Source organism: Actinophytocola sp., from assembly GCF_036002505.1.
Classification (GTDB): Bacteria; Actinomycetota; Actinomycetes; order Mycobacteriales; family Pseudonocardiaceae; genus DASYTH01.
Genome location: NZ_DASYTH010000146.1, coordinates 23,744 through 44,457 on the forward strand (window position 1 = coordinate 23,744; position 20,714 = coordinate 44,457).

A 20,714-nucleotide genomic window follows, 5' to 3' on the forward strand; every position below is an offset into this window, starting at 1 on the left:
TTGCACCGTGCCTCAGGCTCGCCGAGATCGTCAACCGGAGCCGGGCTCGGCACGACCCCCGGTTTCCAGGGGCCTTCTCCTCTCCGTGGACTGTTCGTTCGAACGAACAGTCCGCGGAGAGGAGAGGGCCCAGGAAATTCGTGCCGGACCCGCGTCGCGGTCAACTGTCAGTGGTGTCGCGGAGAATGCGTGCGTGGAGATCGGCGAGGTCACGGTGGTGCCGGAGCCGGGCGGCGCGGGGCTGGTGCGCGGCGCCGGGCTGGACGGGCGGGTGCCACACCTCGCCGCGACCATGGCCGAGCTGGAGCGGGCGCACGCACCGCGCTGGATCCTGCCGGCGGCCGAGGAGCTCTACCCGGCGCTGCTGCGCGCCGGTGTCCGGTTGGGACGGTGCCACGACCTGGCGCTGACCGAGGGCATCCTGCTGGCCTGCGCAGGAGACGGCGGACGGCCGCGGAACCTGGCGGCGGCCTGGGCCCGGCCGCGCGGGCTGCCCGAGCCGCCCGATCCGCCGCCGCCCGGGCGCGGCGAGACGCTCGCGCTGTTCGAGGTCGACCGGGGCACGGTGCCGGCCGGGGGTCTGGACGCGGCCGCCGAGGTGTACGCCGACCAGCAGCGCCGGATCGCGGCCGACCCGCACCCGGACCGGCTGCGGCTGCTGGTCGCCGCCGAGTCGGCCGGTGCACTGGCCGCCGCCGAGATGACCCACCACGGCCTGCCGTGGCGCGCCGACGTGCACGACGCGCTGCTGGTCGAGCTGCTCGGCCCGCGCCCGTCGGCCGGGGGCCGTCCCGCCCGGCTGGTCGAACTGGCCGAGGAGATCACCGCGGCGTTCGGCGGGTACCCGGTCAACCCGGACGCGCCGGGCAGCGTCGTGAAGGCGTTCAAGCGGGCCGGCATCGAGGTGCCGTCCAGCCGGGCCTGGGTGCTGCGCGAGGTCGACCACCCCGCCGTGGCGCCGCTGCTGCAGTACAAGGAGCTGGCCCGGCTGTGGGTGGCGACCGGCTGGACCTGGCTGGACGCCTGGGTGCACGGCGGCCGGTTCCGCCCGGACTACGTCGTCGGCGGCGTGGTGTCCGGCCGCTGGGCCACCCGCGGCGGCGCCGCCCTGCAGCTGCCGAAGGCGCTGCGCACCGCCGTCCGCGCCGACCCCGGCTGGTCTCTCGTGGTCGCCGACGCCGCCCAGCTCGAGCCCCGGGTCCTCGCCGCGCTCGCCGGCGACCACCGGTTCGCCGAGGTCTCCGCCTCGTCCGACCTCTACACCAGCCTCGCCGCCGACGCCTTCGACGGCGACCGCGCCCGGGCCAAGACCGCCATGCTCTCCGCCATGTACGGCGGCACCGCCGGCGGCGCCGGCCCGCTGCTCGCCGTGCTGCGCAAGCGTTTCCCGGCCGCCGTCGACTACGTCGAGCGCGCCGCCCGCGCCGGCGAGGCCGGCGAGGTGGTCCGCTCCCGCCTCGGCCGCACCAGCCCGCCACCGAGCGCCTCCTGGCGTGCCCTCATCGGCTCCCCCGACGAAGCCACCGAAACCCGCTCCCGCCAGGCCGCCCGCAACTGGGGCCGCTTCACCCGCAACTTCGTCGTCCAGGCCAGCGCCGCCGACTGGGCCCTGACGGTGCTGGCCGCCCTGCGCCGCCGCCTCCTGCCCACCGACGCCCAGATCGTCTTCTTCCAGCACGACGAGGTCCTCGTCCACTGCCCAGTTGACCTGGCCGAACTGGTCGCGTCCGAAGTAGACAGTGCGGCACAGGAGGCGACCCGGCTCGTGTTCGGCGCCACACCCGTCCGATTCCCGTTACAGGCCAACATTGTCGACTGCTACGCCGACGCGAAGTGATCACGTCCGGCGCAGGGTGTCCGGGGAGAGATCGGCGAGGGTGCGGTGGCCGGACAGGCCCATGGTCAGGTCGAAGTCGGCCAGGATGCTGCGCAGGGCGTGGCGGACGCCGCTTTCGCCGTCCATGGCCAGGCCGTAGGCGTAGGGGCGGCCGACGAGAACGGCCTTGGCGCCCAGGGAAAGCGCCTTCACGACGTCGGCGCCGGTGCGGATGCCGGAGTCGAACAGGACCGTCAGGCGGTCGCCCACGGCGGCGGCGATCTCGGGGAGGACGTCGAGGGCGCCGACCGCGCCGTCGACCTGGCGACCGCCGTGGTTGGAGACGATGATCCCGTCGACGCCGGAGTCAACCGCGCGGCGGGCGTCGCGGGCGTGCTGGATTCCTTTGAGGACGATCGGACCGGACCAGTGCTCGCGGAGGAACGGGAGTCGGTCCCAGCGCTTGTCGGTGCCGGTGAACATGGGAACCCAGCGCAGGATGGCCGACTGCGGGTCCTCCTCCGGAGTTTTCTCAAGGCCGGCAAGGAAAGCCGGGTCGGAGAACGGGATCGCGGTGCCGATGCCGCGGAGGAACGGCAGGTAGGAGTGGTCCAGGTCGGCCGGGCGCCAGGCCAGCGTCCAGGTGTCCAGGGTGACCACCAGCACGGTGAAGCCGGCCGACTTCGCCCGCTGCAGCAGGCTGATCGTGACGTCGTCGTCGTTGGGCCAGTAGAGCTGGAACCACCGGGAACCGTCCGCGCCCGCCGCCGCGACATCCTCGATGGTGTTCGACGCGGCCGTCGAGAGGACCATGGTCAGGCCGAGCGCCGCGGCCGCCCGCGCCGTCGCCAGCTCGCCGTCGGGGTGCAGAATCGACTGCGCGCCAACGGGTGCGAGCAGCACCGGGGCCGGCATCGCGGTGCCGAGCACGGTCGTGCCGAGCTCCCGGTCGGTGGCGCCGGTCAGCATCCGGGGCATGAGCCGCCAGCGGTCGAACGCCTCCCGGTTGGCCCGCACCGTGGCCCCCGACCCGGCGCCGCCGGCCACGTAACCGAACGGTCCCGGCTCCATCCGGCCGCGCGCCGCGTCCTCCAGCCTCGCGGTGTCCGTGGTGAACGCCGGGACCTGGCCGGCCAGACCCCGCAGGTAGATCTCGCTCTGGTAGGCGCCGAACGGGCTGCTCATCGGTCGCGGGGGGCGGCGTGGCCGGCCGGCGGGCCGTACTGCGCCGGCGGTCGCGGCGGGAACTGCGGCACCGGGCCGCGCCGGGGCATCTGCGGCGGGTACGGCGTCTGCGCCTGGACGAACGGCTGCCGGGGCGGCTGCGGGAACGGCTGGGTCGGCGCCGCGTACACCTGCTGCCGCGGCGGCTGCTGTGGCTGCTGCTGCTCCTGCGGGCGCCGGCGCAGCACCGCCGGGAGCACCGCGATCAGCACGCCCACCGCGCCGATGCCCAGACCCAGCGCGGGCTGCCCCTCCTCGGCCCACATGACGAGCCGGAACTGCACGTCGGTGAAATGCAGCACCGACGACCCGAACCCGATGACGGCTAAGAACACCCCGAACCGCAACATGCAATGCCCCTCTCCCCGGTCATGGTGACGACGCACCCTAGCGAGTGTGGGACATCAATCGCCACAGACACACCCAACCGAGCGCGGCCGGTCCCAGCGCGCCGGCCAGCACCCCGCCCAGCAGGCCCATTCCCTGTGCCCCCAACACAAGCGCGCCCGTCCACACGAGCAGCAGGAGCATCGACACGCACAGCGACACCACCGCGATCGGCGCCAGCGGCTCGACCCGGCGCAGCACCCCGAGGCCCACCCGGGACCCGGCCGGCAGCCGGAGCCAGCCGTGCGCCGCCACGCCCGGCACGAACAGCAGCAGGCCCAGACCGAGCCAGCCCAGCAGCGGGCTCGGCCGCGGCAGCCCGGCGACCAGCAGCAGGAACGACCCGACCGCGAGCCACATCGCGACCCGGCGCACCAGCAGCCACACGGCGACCCGCTGCACCCGCCCGAACCGGACCGGCCGGCGCACCGGCTGCTCCGCGACCGGCGCCGGGCGCTCGCTGAGCCGGGCGAGGCCGGCCTGGACGTGCCCGTTGCCGGGGTCGAGCCGCAGCGCGTCCCGGTACGCCCGCCGGGCCATCGGCACGTCACCGGTCCGCGCGGCCGCGTCGCCGAGCACCTCGTGCGGGCGCACCTCGTTCGGCGCCAGGTGCACCGCACGCCGGGCGGCCACCACCGCGCCGCCGGGCGCCGTGGGGCCCAGTGCCTCGGCCAGCGTCACGTGGCAGCGCCAGTCCATCGGCTCCCGGCGGGCCGCCTCGCGGGCGCTGGCCACCGCCTCGGGATACCGTTCGAGCTCCACCAGCGCGAGGCTGGCCAGCCGGTGCGCCCACGACCGCTCGCCCAGCATGATCGCCCGCTTGGCCGCGTCCAGCGCCTCGTCGAGCGCGCCGGCGTCGAGGCAGGCGACGGACAGCCGGCACCAGGCCGCGGCGTGCTCCGGGTGCGCCGTCAGCATCGGTCGCAGCAGCTCGATGGCCGCACGCGGGCGGCCGGACGTGGTGAGTTGTGCCGCGCGCACCAGCACGGCCTCCAGCTGCTCGGCCATTACCCCTCCCGCGCCCGCCCTGCGCCGGAAAGGCAACAGTGTGCCACCTGGACGGTGCGAAGCGCGAGCAGGCGCGCTGTTGTTTTCAGCCGGCCAGGCTCGCCAGATCGGCGTCCTGGAGCTGCTTGGCGTCGGCCTTGGTCTGGTTGTCCACCAAGGACTGCAGCGCGTCGCCGTCGTCCCACATGTTCACGTTCACGGCGGCGTGCACCGCGCCGTCGCGCAACCAGAACGCGATGAACTCGCGGGCCGCCAGGTCGCCGCGGACCACCAGGTCGTCGCGGAACGGGTTGGCCAGGCCGCGCACCTCCATGCCGAGGTCGTACTGGTCGGAGAAGAAGAACGGGCTGGCGGTGTACGGCTCGGCGCCGCCCAGCAGGTTCCCGGCCACGTGGGCGCCCTGGTCCTTGGCGTTGGCCCAGTGCTCCACCCGCAGCCGCCGCTCGTACCGCGGATGGAAGTGCGCGGCGATGTCCCCGGCGGCGAACACGCCGGGCGCCGAGGTGCGCAGGGCCGCGTCGGTGTCCACGCCGCCGCCGGGTACCGAGTCGGACAGCTCCAGGCCGGCGGCGTGGGCCAGCTCCACCCGGGGCACCGCGCCGATGGCCACGATGACCACGTCCGCCGGGAGTTGCGTGCCGTCGTCGAGCCGGACGCCGGTGACCCGGCCGCCGTCGCCGGTGAACTCGGCCAGCCCGACGCCAAGCTTCCAGGTCACCCCCTGCTGGGCGTGCAGGTCGCGGAACACCGCGGCCACCGTGTCGCCGAGGATCGGGTGCAGCGGCAGGGGAAGGCGCTCCACGATGGTCACCTCGGCCTCGTGCTTGCGGGCGGCCGCGGCCACCTCGCAGCCGATCCAGCCGCCGCCGATGATCACCACGCGGGTGCCGGCGGTGAGCGTCTCCCGCAGCGCCAGGGAGTCGTCGAGGGTGCGCAGGGTGCGGATGCCCGCCAGGTCGGCGCCGGGGAGGCTGGGCATGCGCGGCCGGGAGCCGGTGGCCAGCAGCAGCCGGTCGAAGGGGTGCCGGGTGCCGGTGTCGTCGACCACGACCCGGTCGCCGAGGAGGACCTCGCGCGCCTCGGTCCGTGACGCCACTTGGATGTCGTGCTTGGCGTAGAAGTCCTCGTCGTGCACCCAGTCCGGGGTGTCGGTGTCGCCGAGCAGGATCCCCTTGGAGAGCGGGGGCAGCTCGTACGGGCGGTGCGGCTCCTGGCCGATCAGCGTGACCTCGCCGGAGAAACCCGAAGTTCGGAGCGCGCCGGCCGCCGAGGCCCCGGCCAGCCCGGATCCGACGATGACGATGCGCTGTGGCTCGGCCATGCTCCAGCCTTCCGTGCGGCGATTCGAACGAGATCCCAACGCTAGTACCCCCGCAGATGACGTGCTGGAAACGGATCCGAAAAGCCGTTCACTTCGCCGTCACGGTCCGAGGGTGCACTCGTTTCCTCGTCAGTAGGTGGCAGGGTGCCAAGTAGTTCAGGTCGTGAAGGGTGGTCGCGGTGAGCGAGCCTGCGAGCGAACGATTGGGCACTGCCCCGTCGCCGAGCTTGCGAGGAGACGGGGTCCACCATCACCGAGCTTGCGAGGTGACGGCGTGAGCAGCCACAGGGAGTGGTGGATCACGTGCCGCGATATCGCGGGGCGGCGGCGCGACCTGCAGGTGATCGCCAGAAAAGGCCAGGTCGTGCTCGTGGCCCCGCCCGGCGAGACCGCGATCCTCTCCCCGCTCGACGTCGGCCGCCTGCGCGCGGCCTTACGCGACGCCGTCGTCGACGCCTCCCTCAACACTGATCACTAACCCGGCGAGTCCCCACTTCAGGACCGCGAGTCCCCGGCTCAGGACCGCGAATTCGCGGTTCGGAACCAGGAATCTCGGGTGCTCGAACCGGGGACTCGCGTGCTGGAAACGGGGACTCGCCGGATCCCCTAGACCGCGGGCCAGGTGTGGACGGGTTCGTTGGTGTGCATGTGGGAGGCGTAGCGGCGGGTCATCTCGCGGAGCGCGCGTTCGCGGTTGACCATCGTGGTCTCCTCGAGCCGGCGCACCGTGTCGATCTGCCAGCTCGCGCCGTTCCGGCCGCTGATGCAGCGTTGCTCGATCACACCGAGCAGGCGGTCGCGGTCCTCCGCAGAGACACCCCAGGCGTCGAGGCCCTCATGCGCCATCGGCAAAAGCCGGCGCAGCACCAGCTCGGTCACCGGCACCTCCCCGATTCCCGGCCAGTACACCCGCGCGTCGATGCCGCCCTTCGCCGCCGCGTGGAAGTTGTCCTCCGCCGCGGAGAAGCTCATCTGTGTCCACACCGGACGGTCCTGGTCCACCAGGGCGCGCACCAGCCCGTAGTACAGCGCGCCGTTCGCCAGCGTGTCCACCACGGTTGGCCCGGCGGGCAGCACCCGGTTCTCCACCCGCAGGTGCGGCCGGCCGTACACCACGTCGTAGATCGGCCGGTTCCACCGGTAGATCGTGCCGTTGTGCAGCCGCAGCTCGCCGAGCTCCGGGGTGTCCCCGTGGGCGAGCACCTCGGCCGGGTCCTCGTCGTCGCACAGCGGCAGCAGCGCCGAGTAGTACCGCACGTTCTCCTCGAACAGGTCGAAGATCGAGGTGATCCACCGGTCGCCGAACCACACGCGTGGCCGCACGCCCTGCGCCTTCAGCTCGTCCGGCCGGGTGTCGGTGGCCTGCTCGAACAGCGCGATCCGGGTCTCCGCCCAGAGCTGCTTGCCGAACAGGTACGGCGAGTTCGCGCCCAGGGCGATCTGGATCCCGGCGACGGCCTGGCTGGCGTTCCAGTACCGGTCGAACGACTCCGGCGCCACCTGCGTGTGGTATTGCACGCTGGTGCACGCGCTCTCCGGGGCGATCGTGTCGGCCGTGGTCACCAGCCGCTCCCCGCCGGATATGTTGATCTCCAGGTCCTCCCCGCGGGCGGCGAAGATCTGCTCGTTGAGCAGCGTGTAGCGCGGGTTGGCGGACAGCGTCTCCCAGCTCATGTGCCGGCGCCGCAACGTGGGCAGGATGCCGATCATGACGATGTGCGCGTCCACCGTGTTGGCGTGCGACTCCGCGGCGTTGAGGCTGTCGCGCACCTCCTCCTCGAAGGTGAGCAGCCCGCCCGGCCCGAGCTTGCGCGGCGGCAGGTTGATCTCGATGTTGAACTGGCCGAGCTCGGTCTGGAACGCGGGGTCGGCGATGGCCTCGAGCACCGCGGCGTTGCGCATGGTCGGGTCGCCCGCGTCGTCGACCAGGTTCAGCTCGATCTCCAGACCGGCCATCGGCCCCACGTCGAACCGCGACTCGGACAGCATCTGGGCGAACACGTCCAGGCAGAGCCGGATCTTCTGCCGGAACCGCTGCCGGTCCGCCCGGGTGAACTCGGTCTGCTCGACGTCCTTACCCATGAGGACAAGCCTGAACGCTGACCGGCGTTCCCGCTAGGGGTTGAGTTGATCAGCGACGCCGGCGGTTGCCGAACATGCCACGCGTGATCTCCCGGCCCAGCGCGCTGGCCGCGGAGCGCATGAACGACTTCACCGCCGGGTTGCCCAGCACCTTCTCCATGAACCCCGGCTCGTCCTTCTCCGGCTCGGGCCGTTCGGCCTCCTGCTCCTGTTCCGGAGCCGGCGCCTTGTTCGCCATCAGCTCGTAGGCCGACTCGCGGTCCACCGTCTGCCCGTACTTCCCGTGCAGCTCCGAGGACTCCGCGGCCTGCTTGATCGCCTCGTCGCCGATGGTGTCCATCAGCGACCGCGGGGCACGCAGCCGGGTCCAGGCCACCGGCGTCGGCGCGCCCTTCTCGGACAGCACGGTCACGATCGCCTCGCCGGTGCCGAGCCCGGTGAGCGCCTTGTCCAGCTCGTAGTGCGGCGTGGTCGGGTAGGTCTTGACGGTCTTCGCCAGCGCCTGCTGATCCTCCGGGGTGAACGCGCGCAGGGCGTGCTGCACGCGCGCACCGAGCTGGGAGAGCACGGCGCCCGGGATGTCGGTGGGGAGCTGGGTGCAGAAGAACACGCCGACGCCCTTGGACCGGATGAGCTTCACGGTCTGCTCGATCCGGTCGAGAAACGCCTTCGACGCGTCGTGGAACAGCAGGTGCGCCTCGTCGAAGAAGAACACCAGCTTGGGCTGCTCGACGTCGCCCTCCTCGGGCAGCTCCTCGAACAGCTCGGCCAGCAGCCACATCAGGAACGTGGAGAACAGCGCGGGCTTGGCGGTGAGGTTGGCCAGCTCGATCAGGGTCAGCACGCCCTTGCCGTCCACCTGCCGGATCAGGTCGCCGACCGCGAGCTCCGGCTCGCCGAAGAACTCCTCGCCGCCCTGCGCCTCCAGGTTCGACAGCGCGCGGAGGATCACCCCGGCCGTCGCCGAGGACACCCCGCCGATGCCTTCCAGATCGGCCTTGCCGGCATCGCTGGTCAGGTGCGTGATCACCGCCCGCAGGTCCTTGGTGTCCAGCAGCGGCAGGCCCTTCTTGTCCGCCCAGTGGAAGATCAGCCCGAGGGTCGACTCCTGGGTGTCGTTCAGCCCGAGCACCTTGGCCAGCAGGATCGGCCCGAAGCTGGTGATCGAGGCGCGGATCGGGACCGCGTTGCCGCTGGTGCCCAGTGACACGAACTGGACCGGGAAGCGGGTCGCCTGCCAGTCGTCGCCGGTGTCCTTGGCGCGCTGGGTGATCCGGTCGTTCGCGGTGCCCGGCCGGGAGAGCCCGGAGAGGTCGCCCTTCATGTCGGCCAGCACCGCGGGCACGCCGGCGAGGGCGAGCTGCTCGGCGACGAGCTGCAACGTCTTGGTCTTCCCGGTGCCGGTCGCGCCGGCCACCAGCCCGTGCCGGTTGATCATCGACAGCGGGATCCGCACGCGAGCCGCGCTGTCGGCCTGGTCGCCGACCACGACCGCGCCCAGCTCGACCGCCCTGCCGGACGTCGCGTACCCGGCGGCGATCTCCTGGGCGGCGCTGGGCTTCACCTCGGTCACGCGCACTCCCTTTCACTCGACACCTCGCGCGGAAGCCTAGTCGCGCTTTCGGAATCCGCAGCCCGAGCGGGTTCGCGCTGGCAGGGCGCCTGTCCGGCTAAGCTCGTCCGGTGCCTGACAACCTGGTGTGGATCGATTGCGAGATGACCGGTCTCGATCTTGGCAAGGACGCCCTGGTCGAGATCGCCGCGCTGGTCACCGACGCGGACCTGAACATCCTCGGCGACGGCGTCGACCTCGTCATCCACGCCGACGACGCGCTCCTCGACGGCATGCCGGACGTCGTCCGCGAGATGCACGCCCGCTCCGGTCTCACCGAGGAGGTGCGCCGCTCCACGGTCACCGTCGACGAAGCCGAACGCCAGGTCCTCGACTACGTCCGCACCCACGTCCCCGAGCCCAGAACGGCCCCGCTCTGCGGCAACTCCATCGCCACCGACCGCGGCTTCATCGCCCGCGACATGCCCACCCTGGACAACCACCTGCACTACCGCATGGTCGACGTGTCCTCGATCAAGGAACTGTGCCGCCGCTGGTACCCCCGGATCTACTACGCCCAGCCCGACAAGGGCCTCGCCCACCGCGCCCTCGCCGACATCAAGGAGTCGATCCGCGAACTGATCTACTACCGCCGCACAGCGTTCGTCGCCGCCCCTGGCCCCTCCAGCGAAGAAGCCAAGGCCATCGCCGACATCGTCCTGCGCGATGGAGGCTCCGCCTAGAGGGCTTGGGCCAGCGAAGCCGGCAAGATCGGGTCAAGTTTCATGTTGCCAGGCCGGATTGTCGGGTGAGGTGGTCGATGGCGGTTTGGTAGTGGCGGTTGGCGCTGTGCAGTGGGCCGGGTTGGGGGTCGGTGAGGTGGGCCAGGCCGGTGCGCAGGAGCCGGTCGTGGGTGCGGGTGAGGAACAGGGCGTGGTGTAGTCCGGTGTTGGTGACGTGGTAGCGGTGGGTGTGCGGGATTCTGGTGATCAAGCCGTGGGTGCGGAGCCGGCGGAGGTCGTAGCTGATCTGTCCGGCGGAGATGTGGCCGGGTGGGTGGCCGAGGAGTTCGGTGAGCAGGCTGCGTAGGTCGCGGTTGTGGAACCCGTGGGGCAGCAGCCGGAAGACCAGCAGGGCGCTGAGCAGGGCGTGGGCGCGGGGGTCGGCGAAGCGCAGCCCGGCGATGCGGGTGCCGGTGGGGGTGAGGATCGGGTTGGTGACCGCGGCGAACACCGCGGCACCTTGGGTGGGGTCGTGGCTGAGTTGTTGGACGCCGAGCAGGCGCCGGTTGGCGGAGAAGCCGATCTCCCGCAGGGCGGGCAGATTGGTCAGCCGTTTCCCGATCCGGAAGTCGCGGGTGTCGTTAATGGTGGTTTCGGTGCGCAGCGCCCTACCTTCCTTGTGGTACTGCTTGATCGTGGCGTGCTTGTAGTCCACGTGCAGGCTCGGGGTGACGCCTTCGGTGATCACCCGGGTGCGAAACCGGCCCGGGGTGGCGCGGGGCCCCTTGCTCATCAGCCGCCGGTTGAAGACCAGGCTGACCTGGTCCGGGCGGCCGATGTCGAGATTGTCGCGGATGACCTGCTCGAAGAAGATCCGCCCCGACACAGGCCGGTCGAGCATCTGGGTCAGGGAGAACTCGACCTGCAGCATGGACAAGTCATAGCGGTAGCCGGCGGCCCGGTCAGCGGGACTGAACGGGTGCGGCAGGATCGCCAGCCACTTGCGCAGCAGCGCGTCGATCTTGTCGGGTCCCAACTGGTCGCAGACGGCCTGCACCGCAGCGGGGTCGTCGACCGCGGCGAAGGCGTTGTCCAGGGCGGTGAAGCCGATCCCCGCCCGGGTGGCCTGCCGCTGCGCCCAGTGGTGACCGTTGAGACACAGCTTGGCGTTGTAGGGAAAGTAGGAGCAGAACTTCAGAAAGAACGGACCGAACTCGGCGTCGACACAGTAGAAGTAGAACTGGTTGACCAGGCCCGTGGTCTTGACGATCCACGGATAGGAGTTGCCCGCGGTGTCGCGGCGCTTCTCGGTGCGAAACAGCCGGGTCTTCTCCTGCGCCCGCCCGATGAACACCACCCCCTCAGTCCCGGGGAAACCGGCCAGGTACTCCTGCATCACATCGTCCTTGCGCTGCCCCTTGACGAAATCCACCCACGGCACCCGCCGATCACGAGCGAAGCGGCGAACCGCGTCGCTGAACCTGTCGGTGATCTTGGCCAGCGGAGCGGTCGAGGCAATCGGCAACCCCAACTGCCGATGCACATAGCCCAACAACCCGCCGGTGTGCTGCAACTGCGGCACGTACACGTTGAGATACATCCGGTCGATGCACTCGATTTCGAACCTGACGTGCTCGGACAACACCTCAGACACCGTGCGCGGTAACGTCATGACAGGCTCCGGTCGGAACGGGCGGCTCACCGAGCCAACCACCGCCAACCAGCGGTACCACAACGGGCCCTCGGGCACCGTCACCCCGCCGACCGGAGCCGCCACCGCCAAACCGACCCAGACATGCCTCGTCGGGCTGGGGCGCAGCCCCGTTAGGGATTGGGGTGAGTGACGGGACTCGAACCCGCGACATCCTGGACCACAACCAGGTGCTCTACCAGCTGAGCTACACCCACCATGCCTGCAAATACACGTTACTTCACGCGCATGCGCGCACATCGTAGCGTGCGCCGTTCACGCGCTGAATTGGGTTAGGTCTTGCCCCCGGTCTGCCACTGCTCCCAGGTGAGCTGCCAGTCGCCGAGGCCGTCCCATACCTCGAGGTTGGGCCCGCCGCTGTTCTGCACGATCACGACGTCGCCCTTCTGCGCGATGCTCTGCATCCACGCGGCGTTCTCGGTGGACATGTTGAGGCAGCCGTGGCTGACGTTGCTGTGCCCCTGCTGCCGCACCGACCACGGCGCCGAGTGGTAGAACACCCCGCTGTTCGACATCCGGCTCGCGTAAGCGATCTTGGTCCGGTACCCCTGCGGCGAGTCGACCGGCACCCCGTACGTCGACGAGTCCATCACGTAGTTCGTGTGCTCACTCATCAGCACATAGGTGCCGTGCGGCGTCTCGTGCCCCTTCTTCCCCATCGAGATCGGAATCGTCCGCGCCACCACCCCGTTGATCGACACGGTCATCTGGTGCGCCGCCCCGTCCGCCAGCGCGATCACCGAGTTCCCGATCGCGACCGTGGCGTGCCGGTCCTCCCGCCCGTACAGCCCGTTCCCCAGGCTCTTCCCGTACATCGCCGCGTTGATCGTGACCGTCGTCCCCGTCTTCCAGTAATCCCGCGGCCGCCAGTGCACCTCCCGGTCACTGAACCAGTAGAACCCACCCTCCGTCGCCGGCGAGGTGGTGATCTGAATGGCCCGCTGCGCCGCCGCGCGATCCACCGCCGTGTCGAAGTAGAAGGCCAACGGCTGCCCCACCCCCACCGTCTGCCCGTCCAACGGATTCATCGACAGCCCCACCTGCCGCCGCGGCTTCGCGGTGGCGAACGTCGACGTCACCGTCATCGCCTTGCCGTCCGTCCCCTCCCCGGTCGCCTTCGTCGTATACGACTTCCCGTACCCCAACGCCTCCGTCGACCGCCAGGAACTCCCGTCCGCGGCGAGCTGCCCCGCCACCACCCGCCCGTCCGCCCCGGTCACCACGACCTCGGTCACCTTCCCCCCGGTAGCCCCCACCGTCACCGGCTCCCCCGGCGCCACATCCCCCACCCCGTTCTGCGGCACCAACGCCAACACCACAGCCGTCCGCGCCGGCACCGCACTCGACGACGCCACACTCGAACTACTCGGAGCCCCACCACCCCCCGACCCCTGCGCCGGCGCACTCGTACACCCCGCGACGAGCACCCCGACCACCCCCAACCACACACGCGCCCAACCAGACGTAACGGCGCCGATCCCCACGGTCATCCCACTCGTCCGATCTGCTCTCACCGGTAGTCCGTACCGCCCACCATCCTGCCGTACCCACACCCCTATCCGATTTCAACCCCACCCCTCCCCTGTGCTACGGTTCCGCCGTCCAGAGGGCGCCGCTAGCTCAACTGGCAGAGCAGCTGGCTCTTAACCAGCGGGTTCGGGGTTCGAGTCCCTGGCGGCGCACCCGCAAACCGCAGGCCAACATCACAGTTGACCTGCGGTTTTGCCGTTTCAGGCAATCTCTGGGAACTTCCCGGACCGTCCACTTCGGTCTGATGGCGTCTCCGTGGCGTCTCCTAGGCGGAACCCGGGACGGAATGAAGATCGACATCCAGGCTCGCTCACTCGCGAGATGCCGCGCTGAACAAGCGCAGGTTCGAGTCCTGCCGGGGCACTCCAACAGGACTGCGACCTCATGACAAGCGGTTTCTCGGCTCGTCGCTGGTCATCACTGCTCGTCCCCCACTCGGACCACGCTAACTTCGACGGTTGGATCTTGGCGCACCCAGTAGTTATACCCACACCTGCCGGCCTGTGACACGACGGCGTGTGGCCGGGGGCTTGCGGGTGGCGTGCACCTGCAGCACACTCTGACCCTAGGTAGTCATTCGACTACGGACTGACACAATTTGCCTTTTGCGCAACGAGCAACACAGCCGCCTGCCTCGACTGAGGCGATTCGGTGAATACTTGTGTCCGTGACTCTCAACGCAGCGGAACCGTCGCAGCGCAGTGTCGCCCGTCCCTTCAGCGTGGCCAGCGGGCACGACCTGGCCAGTTCGGTCCGCCGTGCACGGGACGCATGCGGCCTGTCGATGTCCGAGTTGGCCCGCCGGATTGGTGTGACCACCAGTCATCTCAGCCGGATCGAAAGCGGCGAGCGCTCGTCTGTCAGGCGGGACGTCCTGGACCGTATTGTGGCGACGACCAATGACCATTCGATATGGGCAGCAGCACGATGCTTGCCGCCGCATGCTGAGTTGGAACTGGCGCGCTGGCATTCGGCATTTCGGGTTGACGCGTTGAGCCGCACGCTGCCGCTTGTGCGCCAGATCCATTTGGGAGAAGTCGGCGCCGTGCTCCTCAGGGATGCCGGAGCGGAGAGATCGGACAGGATTGAGCTGCAGGCCCTGACGGGACATGTCGGACTCCGCGTTACACGGAGACGTGCTACTGGCGGTTGCGCCGTTGAGTTCATCGAACGTAATGCGATTGCCGTCGCCGATGAACCGGACCAGCCAGTGAGTTTCCGCTTCTTGGTTGCACATGCCGTCGCACATGTCGCGCTGAACTCGCATGCCTGCGCCTATCCCCGGCGAACTGAACCACAAGAGGATACCGCCACCGATCTGGCGTGCTGGCTGCTGGCTCCCCCGGGGCTGCTCGATCGCGTCGCGCGGCGTGTCATGGCCAGACGAGATTCTTGGGCTGTCGGTGGAACCGATATTGCCGGCGCGCTCGCCCGGGAACTGGGCGTGCCGCTCTGGCTGGCGATCCGGCGGCTCGGCGAGGAGCGAACCCTCGACATCTACGCCGAGGAGACCTTCGGTCTTGAGAGCGGAGCTGAACTGTGACACAGCCTGAGCCATTCGACCGGACCCTGACCAGTCCGCTGGCGGAACTCCGCGACATGCGTGCTTCCTCGCCCGGCGCGGTGGTCAGCGCCGGGCGGCTGAGCGAACTGCAGCAGCGTGCCTATGTCCGCAGTGCCTCAGAGGAGCGCATCGCTGCACTGCTCGAGGCACCGCAGCCCCCAGATCTAGTGGTGCTCAGCGGTTCCGCGGGCAGCGGCAAGAGCCATCTGATCCAAGTTCTGCATGAGCGTTGCGGCGGCCAACTCGGCCAAACCATCACCGACGCCACGCACGCGGAGTCCCCAGACACCGAGCAGGCCGACCGGTTACTCGGCTTCTTCGCTCCGTTCGCCGACGGCAGCCAACGGCCGGGCGGGCCAACTCGGCTGATCGCAATGAACACCGGCATGGTCTTGAAGTTCTTCTCCGATGCCGAGCGTCGGCCGGGCGGACATCCCCTCAGTGCTCTCAAGGAATACTTGCTGGAACGCCTCGGTGTTCCTGGCGCGAAGTCCGTGGGGAGCCGGCCAGACTGGCTGGAAGACGCTGTTCTGGTGGTCAACCTCGACCACCGGCCGACAGCCGGCTCTCCAGGCTCGCTGCTTCGCCCGATGCTGGAATCTCTGGATCCAGCGAAGCCCGACGGGCTGCTCCGCGGCGCCGAACGCTGCGAGACGTGCTTGGTGAGGGAATGGTGCTATCCCCGCGCGAACCTGGAGATCATCAGCTCGCCGACGGCCGTTGACGTCCTCGACCGCACCCTCGGCACCGTCGCGCTCAAGCGCGGCAGGGAAATCGCCCCGCGCGACCTGTGGGACTTCCTGGCCGGTCTGGCACTCGGGGCCTCAGCCCGCAGAAACGACCCTTGCGACGAGGCCGCCTCGCTCGCTTCGAAAGGCGGCGGCGACGCTGCAGAACAGCTACTGGACGGTCTCGTCGTAGCTCGGCCCCTAGACCATCCTGACGGAGATCTCGCCGTGCGCGTCGCCCGCTTGGACGAGTCCTTCACCCCGTCATCCCAGGCGCATGACATCATCGCTAGCGCAGGAATCTCTCCGCCGGAGGACGCGCGCCGGCTGCGCGACTGGATCGGGTCCGACCGGCCCGGTACGCGGTTGGCAGTGGAGCGCCTGGCTCAGGCTGTAGAGCAAGGGCGCCTGGAATTGTCCGGCCGTTACCTGGCGCGTGCTGCGTGGCTAGGTGGCTATTTGCGAGACGAGGACGAGTCGTCCGTCGACGAGTTCCGCAGGATCCTCGCCGCAGTCGAACGCGAGATAGTGGACGACGAACTGCTGGAGATGCGGGACACCCTGGCAGATGGGCTGGCGCGCGCGTTCGGTCTGAGCGTCGGCCCGGAGACCTTCTTCCCCACTGACAGCGCAGAAGGAGAGACAGCTGTGCTGGTGAAGGCCTCGCTTCTCGACGATACGGCCACGGAAATGTGCTTAGGGATCAGACGGGATCCGGCGTGGCGGTCCAATGGTATTGGTTCCCGTGCAGTTAGCTACCGGCCGCTGGGACTGCACGTCGACCTGGGAGGACAGGCCGTGCAGATCACCTACCCACTATGGACGCTGCTGCAACAGGCACGGAACGGAGCCGTGGCCAGTTCGGTTGACCTTGAGCGGTTCCACGGGCTTCGGCGCGCACTCGAGGAGATTGGGAGGCTCGGATCCACCGACCCAAGCCGCCCTCTGCTCGTGTCGGACCTGGAGTCGGGCAGGGCTTTCCGGATCGCCCGCCAATCCCTCTTGGGCAAGGAGACCCTGCGAGCGAGCGAGGTTTATCCGTCATGACAAAGCCGACCCGCAAACCGAAGATCATCGACCTCGGTGAGGTGCGTTCAGCCCTGGCAATCGTCAGCAAGCGCACAGGCGTGCGTGTGGATCTAGACTCGGACGACCGTCTCACAGTCGCGGGACGTCCAGTTCGCCTGCCCGCGCGCAATGACCCCTTGCCAGGAGAGCCGCCGTGGCGGTTGGAGGGGGAGCGCGAAGAGTTGCTGGGCACCGAGGGCGCGCTGCCGACCGTGCCACGTGCCGACGTCCGGGAGAAGCTCCTGTGGAGAATGCTCCAGGATGCGATGCCGGATAACGGCACGGGGCGTGCGCTGGACGCCGAACTGCTGAATGGCCTTGAGGGTAGCCTTGTGCCGGTTCTGCGGGATCCCAACGCGGCCCAGATTATCGGAAAGGCCCTGAACGCTCGCTTTTTCTCCCGTACAAGGGACGCTCGGGTCCTGCTGCCTATGCATACCGATCTCGTGCACGCCTTCCGCCACAGCAAGACAAGCATGGGCAGCGGGAAATCGGCACCAGCCGGCTACCGGCTGTTCAGCGGGGTTCTGCTGCCGTTCCTGTTGTGGAACGGCCAGAGTCCCGACAAAGCTCTGATTCAGAGGTTGTTCGACCTGCTTAACGACGACAGTGCGCTGAACCGCTTGGACATCCTCTTTCTTGACCGCGCACGGGATATCGGCGGGTCGGGACGGGCCACCGCAAATGCGGATCATCTCGTGTCTCGCTACCGGACGCAGCTCGATGACGATTTCGCGGCGGGAGCGTTCTGCCAGCCTGCGCTGTCCCAGTTCGCCGACGATCTCCGCACTGTGTTGGACAGCAAACTGTCGAGAACCGATGCGGTCGAGTGGGTGACACTACTGGTCAGCCTGCACGTGACTGTCTTGTTTTACCGTCTTGCGCTGGTGCGCGGGTTGCAGCTGGATCATGTCATCGCCGCCGCCGGTGATCTGTCGCCACCCGCCGAACAGCCGGTCGGCTGCTGTTCGGCGGGACTGCTGGGCTGCCCGCTTGCCGGCTCGATCAGGTTCCGGCTGGGGACGGGTGCCTTCCAGCCGGTTAGCCTCCGCGATCCCTGCCACACGTCCTATTCCGAGTTGGACGGGATGCGGCTGCTCGCGTTGCCGGCCACGCTGGTCACCGTCAACCTCGCCACCCGAATCTGGCATGCGCTCGGTGGTCCCGAACCGCAGCAGCGCGATCTCGCCGGCCTGGCCGGCGCGCTCAGGGTGGACAGCGACCTGCGTTCCCAGTTCAATGCCGGATGCGCCGCAGCTGCCGTGCTGCACCACGCCAGCCACCGCCCGTCGGCGGACGCACACGAACTGTGGGACGCGGCTGCGCCGGAGCCCGGCGCACACGCCCTTCGGCAGGACGTGCTGCTCATGCGGGGCAAGGACCTGCGCCACCAGTCGCGGGACATCGTCAACCAGTTGCTTGCGGCCGACCCGGTCGGCCGTTTGCTTGGCCGCAACGGGCCGTACACCTTCTACGAGATCGACGAAGCGATGCTGGTGCTGCTGGTCCGCATCGTCTGCGCCAGACGCACGTTGCCGTTCGGCGACTTCCTGCTCGGCCTTCGGAAATACGGGCTCGCACCCCAGCACGAGCTCGAGAAGGACCGGCTTGCCGACTCGCTCGAACGGCTGGGACTCCTGATTCGATACTCCGACGCCGGCGAGGCCGCATATGTCCACGACACCCACTGACCACCACCTCACCCGCGCTGCCGCTATCGCCGCGCAGGCCATCCTCGAGGAGGCAGCCAACTGGCGCAGCCACGAACGCCTGCACCTTCCCAGCTGGTACGGCCTTACCCCGCAGCAGGTTTTCGACGGCCTGTGGACCAATGCCACAGACACGGACACGGTCACTGTCAGCACGCCACATGGAAAGTTCGACCTCGAGGGCATCAGAGCGGGCCGCACTCTGTTGGTCCCCTACCTGGTCGGTGCACCAGGCCGCAACGCTGGGTCGGCCGGTTTCGCCGCCCTGCTGCGCGATGAGTTCGCAGCCCGCAGCGCCAGCACATCACCGACGGCGCTGCTGATTCTGGACGCTGATCCGATCGAGACCGTCCGCACCGCAGCCCGCGACGGCCGCCGCCTGAGCGCACTTGACTGGTCCAACGCCCTCCAGGCTGCTGTGGGCGGTGCCGGAGCGGACCCCGTGCTTGCCGCTGTCGCCGACGACCTAGTGAGGTACGACCGCGTTCCGCACGACGCCCGCATCTTGGGTGTGCTTGCCGAACTCGCCGAAGTGGCCTCTACCTCCGACTACGAGGTGCTGGGCAGCGCGTTGGCCGAATTGCCGTGTTACCTGCCCGATCCGCAGATCATGCCGCAGTCTGCGCCTCGGCGGCTCGCCCTATCGGCCCGGTGGCGAAGCTGGCTCACCGCAAGGCTCTCCCCGGGGCGCGACCTCCGGTCCGAGCTGAACCGCACGGTACGCGACCCGTACACCTCGGAGAGAGTACTAACCGCCCGCCGCCCATTCGGGCTGGACTTCTCCGCTCTCTCCCTGGACCTGTTCCTCGGGACTGAGGCTTCACGCAGGCCTGATCTTGACTTCGCGCGTCCTCTCGTTGTCGGCGGCGCCGCTGCGCGGACACGGGACAGCGCGGCGGCTGTTTGGCTGCCGGAAGGAGACCGCTTCACCGTAGGGATCCGAGGTGCCGAAGCCGCCTCCGAGACCGCTGAACTCATCTGGGCAGGCGAGTCTGCTCAGGTCCTCCCAGTCGATCTCCAACGCCAGTCCGTCACCGTTCCCGCTGGGCACACTGGATGGCGCTTCGGCACGCTGCGCCTGCCACGCACTGGCAGCGAGATTCGCCTCGCTGTCTACCGGGGGCAGGGAACCTGGTTTCCGATCGAGTCCCGCCTTGACCTCGACATCCACAACCGGGTCTTCCGCTGCGAGGGTGACTCGGATGTGATCGCCATGTCCCCGGAAGGCGTTGTCGTCGGCTACCCCGAGATCCGTGGCGAAGACGAGGCAGCCCGGCAGCCAGCCGAGACTGAAGCACACCTGGACGGCGAGACGCACATCCTTCCCCTGCTTGTCGTCGGCGGCACGGTCATCGACGGGCCCATCCGCTGGTCTCCGCCCGGAGGTTCTGCCCCTGGTGACCGGCCCGCCGACGCCACCGAAGATCCCAACAAGGAGGAGGAACCCGACAGCCCGGTCGCCATCGTCGCCAGCCCCGGAGCGGACGCGGCAGATGACGCGGCAGATGACGATGGCGATGGCGAATCTCCGACTCCGGTGCGTATCGCGCGGTCGGTTCCCCACGCCGTTCTCGACCTCGCCAAGCTCGGCGCGGCAGAGCGGATGAGGGATCCCCGATTCAGCGTGCCGGGCAGCCGGGGAGTGATCCAGTTCCCGGGGAGCGAGGCATACTTCCTCGAGGACCAGGACCTCGGCGCGGCTAGCGGTCTCGCGGTGGAGAAACAGATCCTGGATATGCCGGCAACCCTCGCATTCGAGATTGTCCGGACCAGCGCCGGGCTGCGTGTGGAACCTGACAGCAGGCTGGAGCGCCTCCGCTTGGACCGCCTCGACGGGGGCAAGCTGCAGGAGTTCATACGCAGCAGAACCGAATTGTTCGCGGCCCTGCACGACGTCGGATCCGTACACGCAGTGGGCGCGGGCACGGCGCGCGCCGAAGCCGAGCGCTACTGCGACGCCTACGTGTCGCTCCTGCAATCTCTCTCGGCCGGAAGCCAGTTCGAAGCAGAGTACGAACGGCTGCTGTTGTGCGATTCCGTGACGGATCCAGAAACTGGCGAGATCCTCCTGGCGCCGACCAATCCGTGTGCCGTTGCTTTTCTGCTCGCCCTGTCTGATATGGTCGCGGACTGGCTTCCCGGGGCAACCGAGGTGCCGCCCGAAGATCTCGCCAGCATCGGGATGCGCCATCTGCTGCCCGCGTTCGCCGTGGGAGAGGATCCACGTTGGTACGAATGCGTGCCGCGGCCGGGCCAGCCTCTTCTGTGGCGCCGCTACGCCCCGCTGGAAGA

At 69.2% G+C, this 20,714-nt stretch carries 15 protein-coding genes and 2 tRNA genes; 8 read left to right on the forward strand and 9 right to left on the reverse strand.

Translation table 11 applies throughout. The annotated features are described in order from the left end of the window. Positions 1 to 214 precede the first annotated feature (214 nt). On the forward strand, positions 215 to 1,837 hold the full coding sequence (locus tag VGR06_RS12895; protein ID WP_414637240.1) for a bifunctional 3'-5' exonuclease/DNA polymerase: 1,623 nt from the start codon (positions 215 to 217) through the stop codon (positions 1,835 to 1,837). On the opposite strand, the gene VGR06_RS12900 is transcribed toward VGR06_RS12895, so the two are convergent. The 4 genes from VGR06_RS12900 to VGR06_RS12915 all read right to left on the reverse strand — a co-directional run bounded on the left by VGR06_RS12900 (position 1,838) and on the right by VGR06_RS12915 (position 5,756). Beyond that, positions 1,838 to 3,001 carry a lactate 2-monooxygenase gene (locus VGR06_RS12900; RefSeq protein WP_327559278.1) on the reverse strand — a complete coding sequence of 388 codons (1,164 nt, stop codon included), beginning with the start codon at positions 2,999 to 3,001 and terminating at the stop codon, positions 1,838 to 1,840. Further along, positions 2,998 to 3,390: a hypothetical protein gene (locus tag VGR06_RS12905; protein ID WP_327559279.1), complete on the reverse strand. Its 393-nt coding sequence runs from the start codon at positions 3,388 to 3,390 to the stop codon at positions 2,998 to 3,000. The genes VGR06_RS12900 and VGR06_RS12905 overlap by 4 nt, the downstream gene beginning before the upstream one ends. Before the next feature lie 37 nt (positions 3,391 to 3,427). Then, entirely contained in the window at positions 3,428 to 4,435 is a 1,008-nt protein-coding gene (locus VGR06_RS12910) for a tetratricopeptide repeat protein (RefSeq protein WP_327559280.1), read from the reverse strand. A gap of 85 nt (positions 4,436 to 4,520) precedes the next feature. Beyond that, positions 4,521 to 5,756, reverse strand: coding sequence for an NAD(P)/FAD-dependent oxidoreductase (locus VGR06_RS12915; RefSeq protein ID WP_327559281.1), 1,236 nt, complete (start codon positions 5,754 to 5,756; stop codon positions 4,521 to 4,523). 274 nt (positions 5,757 to 6,030) lie between these two features. On the opposite strand from VGR06_RS12915, the gene VGR06_RS12920 reads away from it, so the two are divergent. Then, positions 6,031 to 6,234, forward strand: a complete 204-nt coding sequence (locus tag VGR06_RS12920) for a hypothetical protein (RefSeq protein ID WP_327559282.1) — start codon at positions 6,031 to 6,033, stop codon at positions 6,232 to 6,234. Between the two features lie 128 nt (positions 6,235 to 6,362). Here the strand turns inward: VGR06_RS12920 and VGR06_RS12925 are convergent, their stop codons facing one another. Continuing rightward, the gene (locus VGR06_RS12925; protein ID WP_327559283.1) at positions 6,363 to 7,838 is read right to left on the reverse strand and encodes a glutamate--cysteine ligase; all 1,476 of its coding nucleotides are present in this window, start codon (positions 7,836 to 7,838) and stop codon (positions 6,363 to 6,365) included. A gap of 49 nt (positions 7,839 to 7,887) precedes the next feature. After that, positions 7,888 to 9,411 (reverse strand): helicase HerA-like domain-containing protein, encoded by a 1,524-nt coding sequence (locus VGR06_RS12930; RefSeq protein ID WP_327559284.1) that lies wholly within the window; start codon positions 9,409 to 9,411, stop codon positions 7,888 to 7,890. A 110-nt stretch (positions 9,412 to 9,521) separates the two neighbouring features. On the opposite strand from VGR06_RS12930, the gene orn reads away from it, so the two are divergent. Next, positions 9,522 to 10,133, forward strand: coding sequence for an oligoribonuclease (gene orn, locus VGR06_RS12935; protein ID WP_327559285.1), 612 nt, complete (start codon positions 9,522 to 9,524; stop codon positions 10,131 to 10,133). A 40-nt stretch (positions 10,134 to 10,173) separates the two neighbouring features. Here orn and VGR06_RS12940 read toward each other — a convergent pair whose 3' ends face one another. From VGR06_RS12940 to VGR06_RS12950, 3 genes are all read right to left on the reverse strand, one after another. After that, entirely contained in the window at positions 10,174 to 11,784 is a 1,611-nt protein-coding gene (locus VGR06_RS12940; protein ID WP_327559286.1) for a hypothetical protein, read from the reverse strand. 160 nt (positions 11,785 to 11,944) lie between these two features. Further along, positions 11,945 to 12,020, reverse strand: a tRNA-His gene (locus VGR06_RS12945). 75 nt (positions 12,021 to 12,095) lie between these two features. After that, positions 12,096 to 13,178, reverse strand: coding sequence for a L,D-transpeptidase (locus VGR06_RS12950; RefSeq protein WP_327559287.1), 1,083 nt, complete (start codon positions 13,176 to 13,178; stop codon positions 12,096 to 12,098). Positions 13,179 to 13,432: 254 nt separating this feature from the next. Here VGR06_RS12950 and VGR06_RS12955 point away from each other — a divergent pair. From VGR06_RS12955 to VGR06_RS12975, 5 genes are all read left to right on the forward strand, one after another. Beyond that, positions 13,433 to 13,505, forward strand: a tRNA-Lys gene (locus VGR06_RS12955). Between the two features lie 515 nt (positions 13,506 to 14,020). Next, a complete protein-coding gene (locus VGR06_RS12960; protein ID WP_327559288.1) occupies positions 14,021 to 14,896 on the forward strand; it encodes a helix-turn-helix transcriptional regulator in 876 nt (291 codons plus the stop codon). Then, complete coding sequence (locus VGR06_RS12965; RefSeq protein ID WP_327559289.1) at positions 14,893 to 16,692, forward strand: hypothetical protein; 1,800 nt, start codon at positions 14,893 to 14,895, stop codon at positions 16,690 to 16,692. The genes VGR06_RS12960 and VGR06_RS12965 overlap by 4 nt, the downstream gene beginning before the upstream one ends. Further along, positions 16,689 to 18,404, forward strand: coding sequence for a hypothetical protein (locus VGR06_RS12970; RefSeq protein ID WP_327559290.1), 1,716 nt, complete (start codon positions 16,689 to 16,691; stop codon positions 18,402 to 18,404). Before VGR06_RS12965 ends, VGR06_RS12970 begins: the two co-directional genes overlap by 4 nt. Further along, positions 18,385 to 20,714 (forward strand): hypothetical protein (locus tag VGR06_RS12975; RefSeq protein ID WP_327559291.1); only part of this gene is annotated, 2,330 nt, incomplete at its 3' end. The genes VGR06_RS12970 and VGR06_RS12975, both read left to right, overlap by 20 nt.

Bases quoted from the DNA above. Each gene is read 5' to 3' on its own strand.
- VGR06_RS12900 (WP_327559278.1), bottom strand. From the start codon at position 3,001: ATGAGCAGCCCGTTCGGCGCCTACCAGAGCGAGATCTACCTGCGGGGT.
- VGR06_RS12905 (WP_327559279.1), bottom strand. From the start codon at position 3,390: ATGTTGCGGTTCGGGGTGTTCTTAGCCGTCATCGGGTTCGGGTCGTCG.
- VGR06_RS12910 (WP_327559280.1), bottom strand. From the start codon at position 4,435: ATGGCCGAGCAGCTGGAGGCCGTGCTGGTGCGCGCGGCACAACTCACC.
- VGR06_RS12915 (WP_327559281.1), bottom strand. From the start codon at position 5,756: ATGGCCGAGCCACAGCGCATCGTCATCGTCGGATCCGGGCTGGCCGGG.
- VGR06_RS12925 (WP_327559283.1), bottom strand. From the start codon at position 7,838: ATGGGTAAGGACGTCGAGCAGACCGAGTTCACCCGGGCGGACCGGCAG.
- VGR06_RS12940 (WP_327559286.1), bottom strand. From the start codon at position 11,784: ATGACGTTACCGCGCACGGTGTCTGAGGTGTTGTCCGAGCACGTCAGG.
- VGR06_RS12970 (WP_327559290.1), top strand. From the start codon at position 16,689: ATGACAAAGCCGACCCGCAAACCGAAGATCATCGACCTCGGTGAGGTG.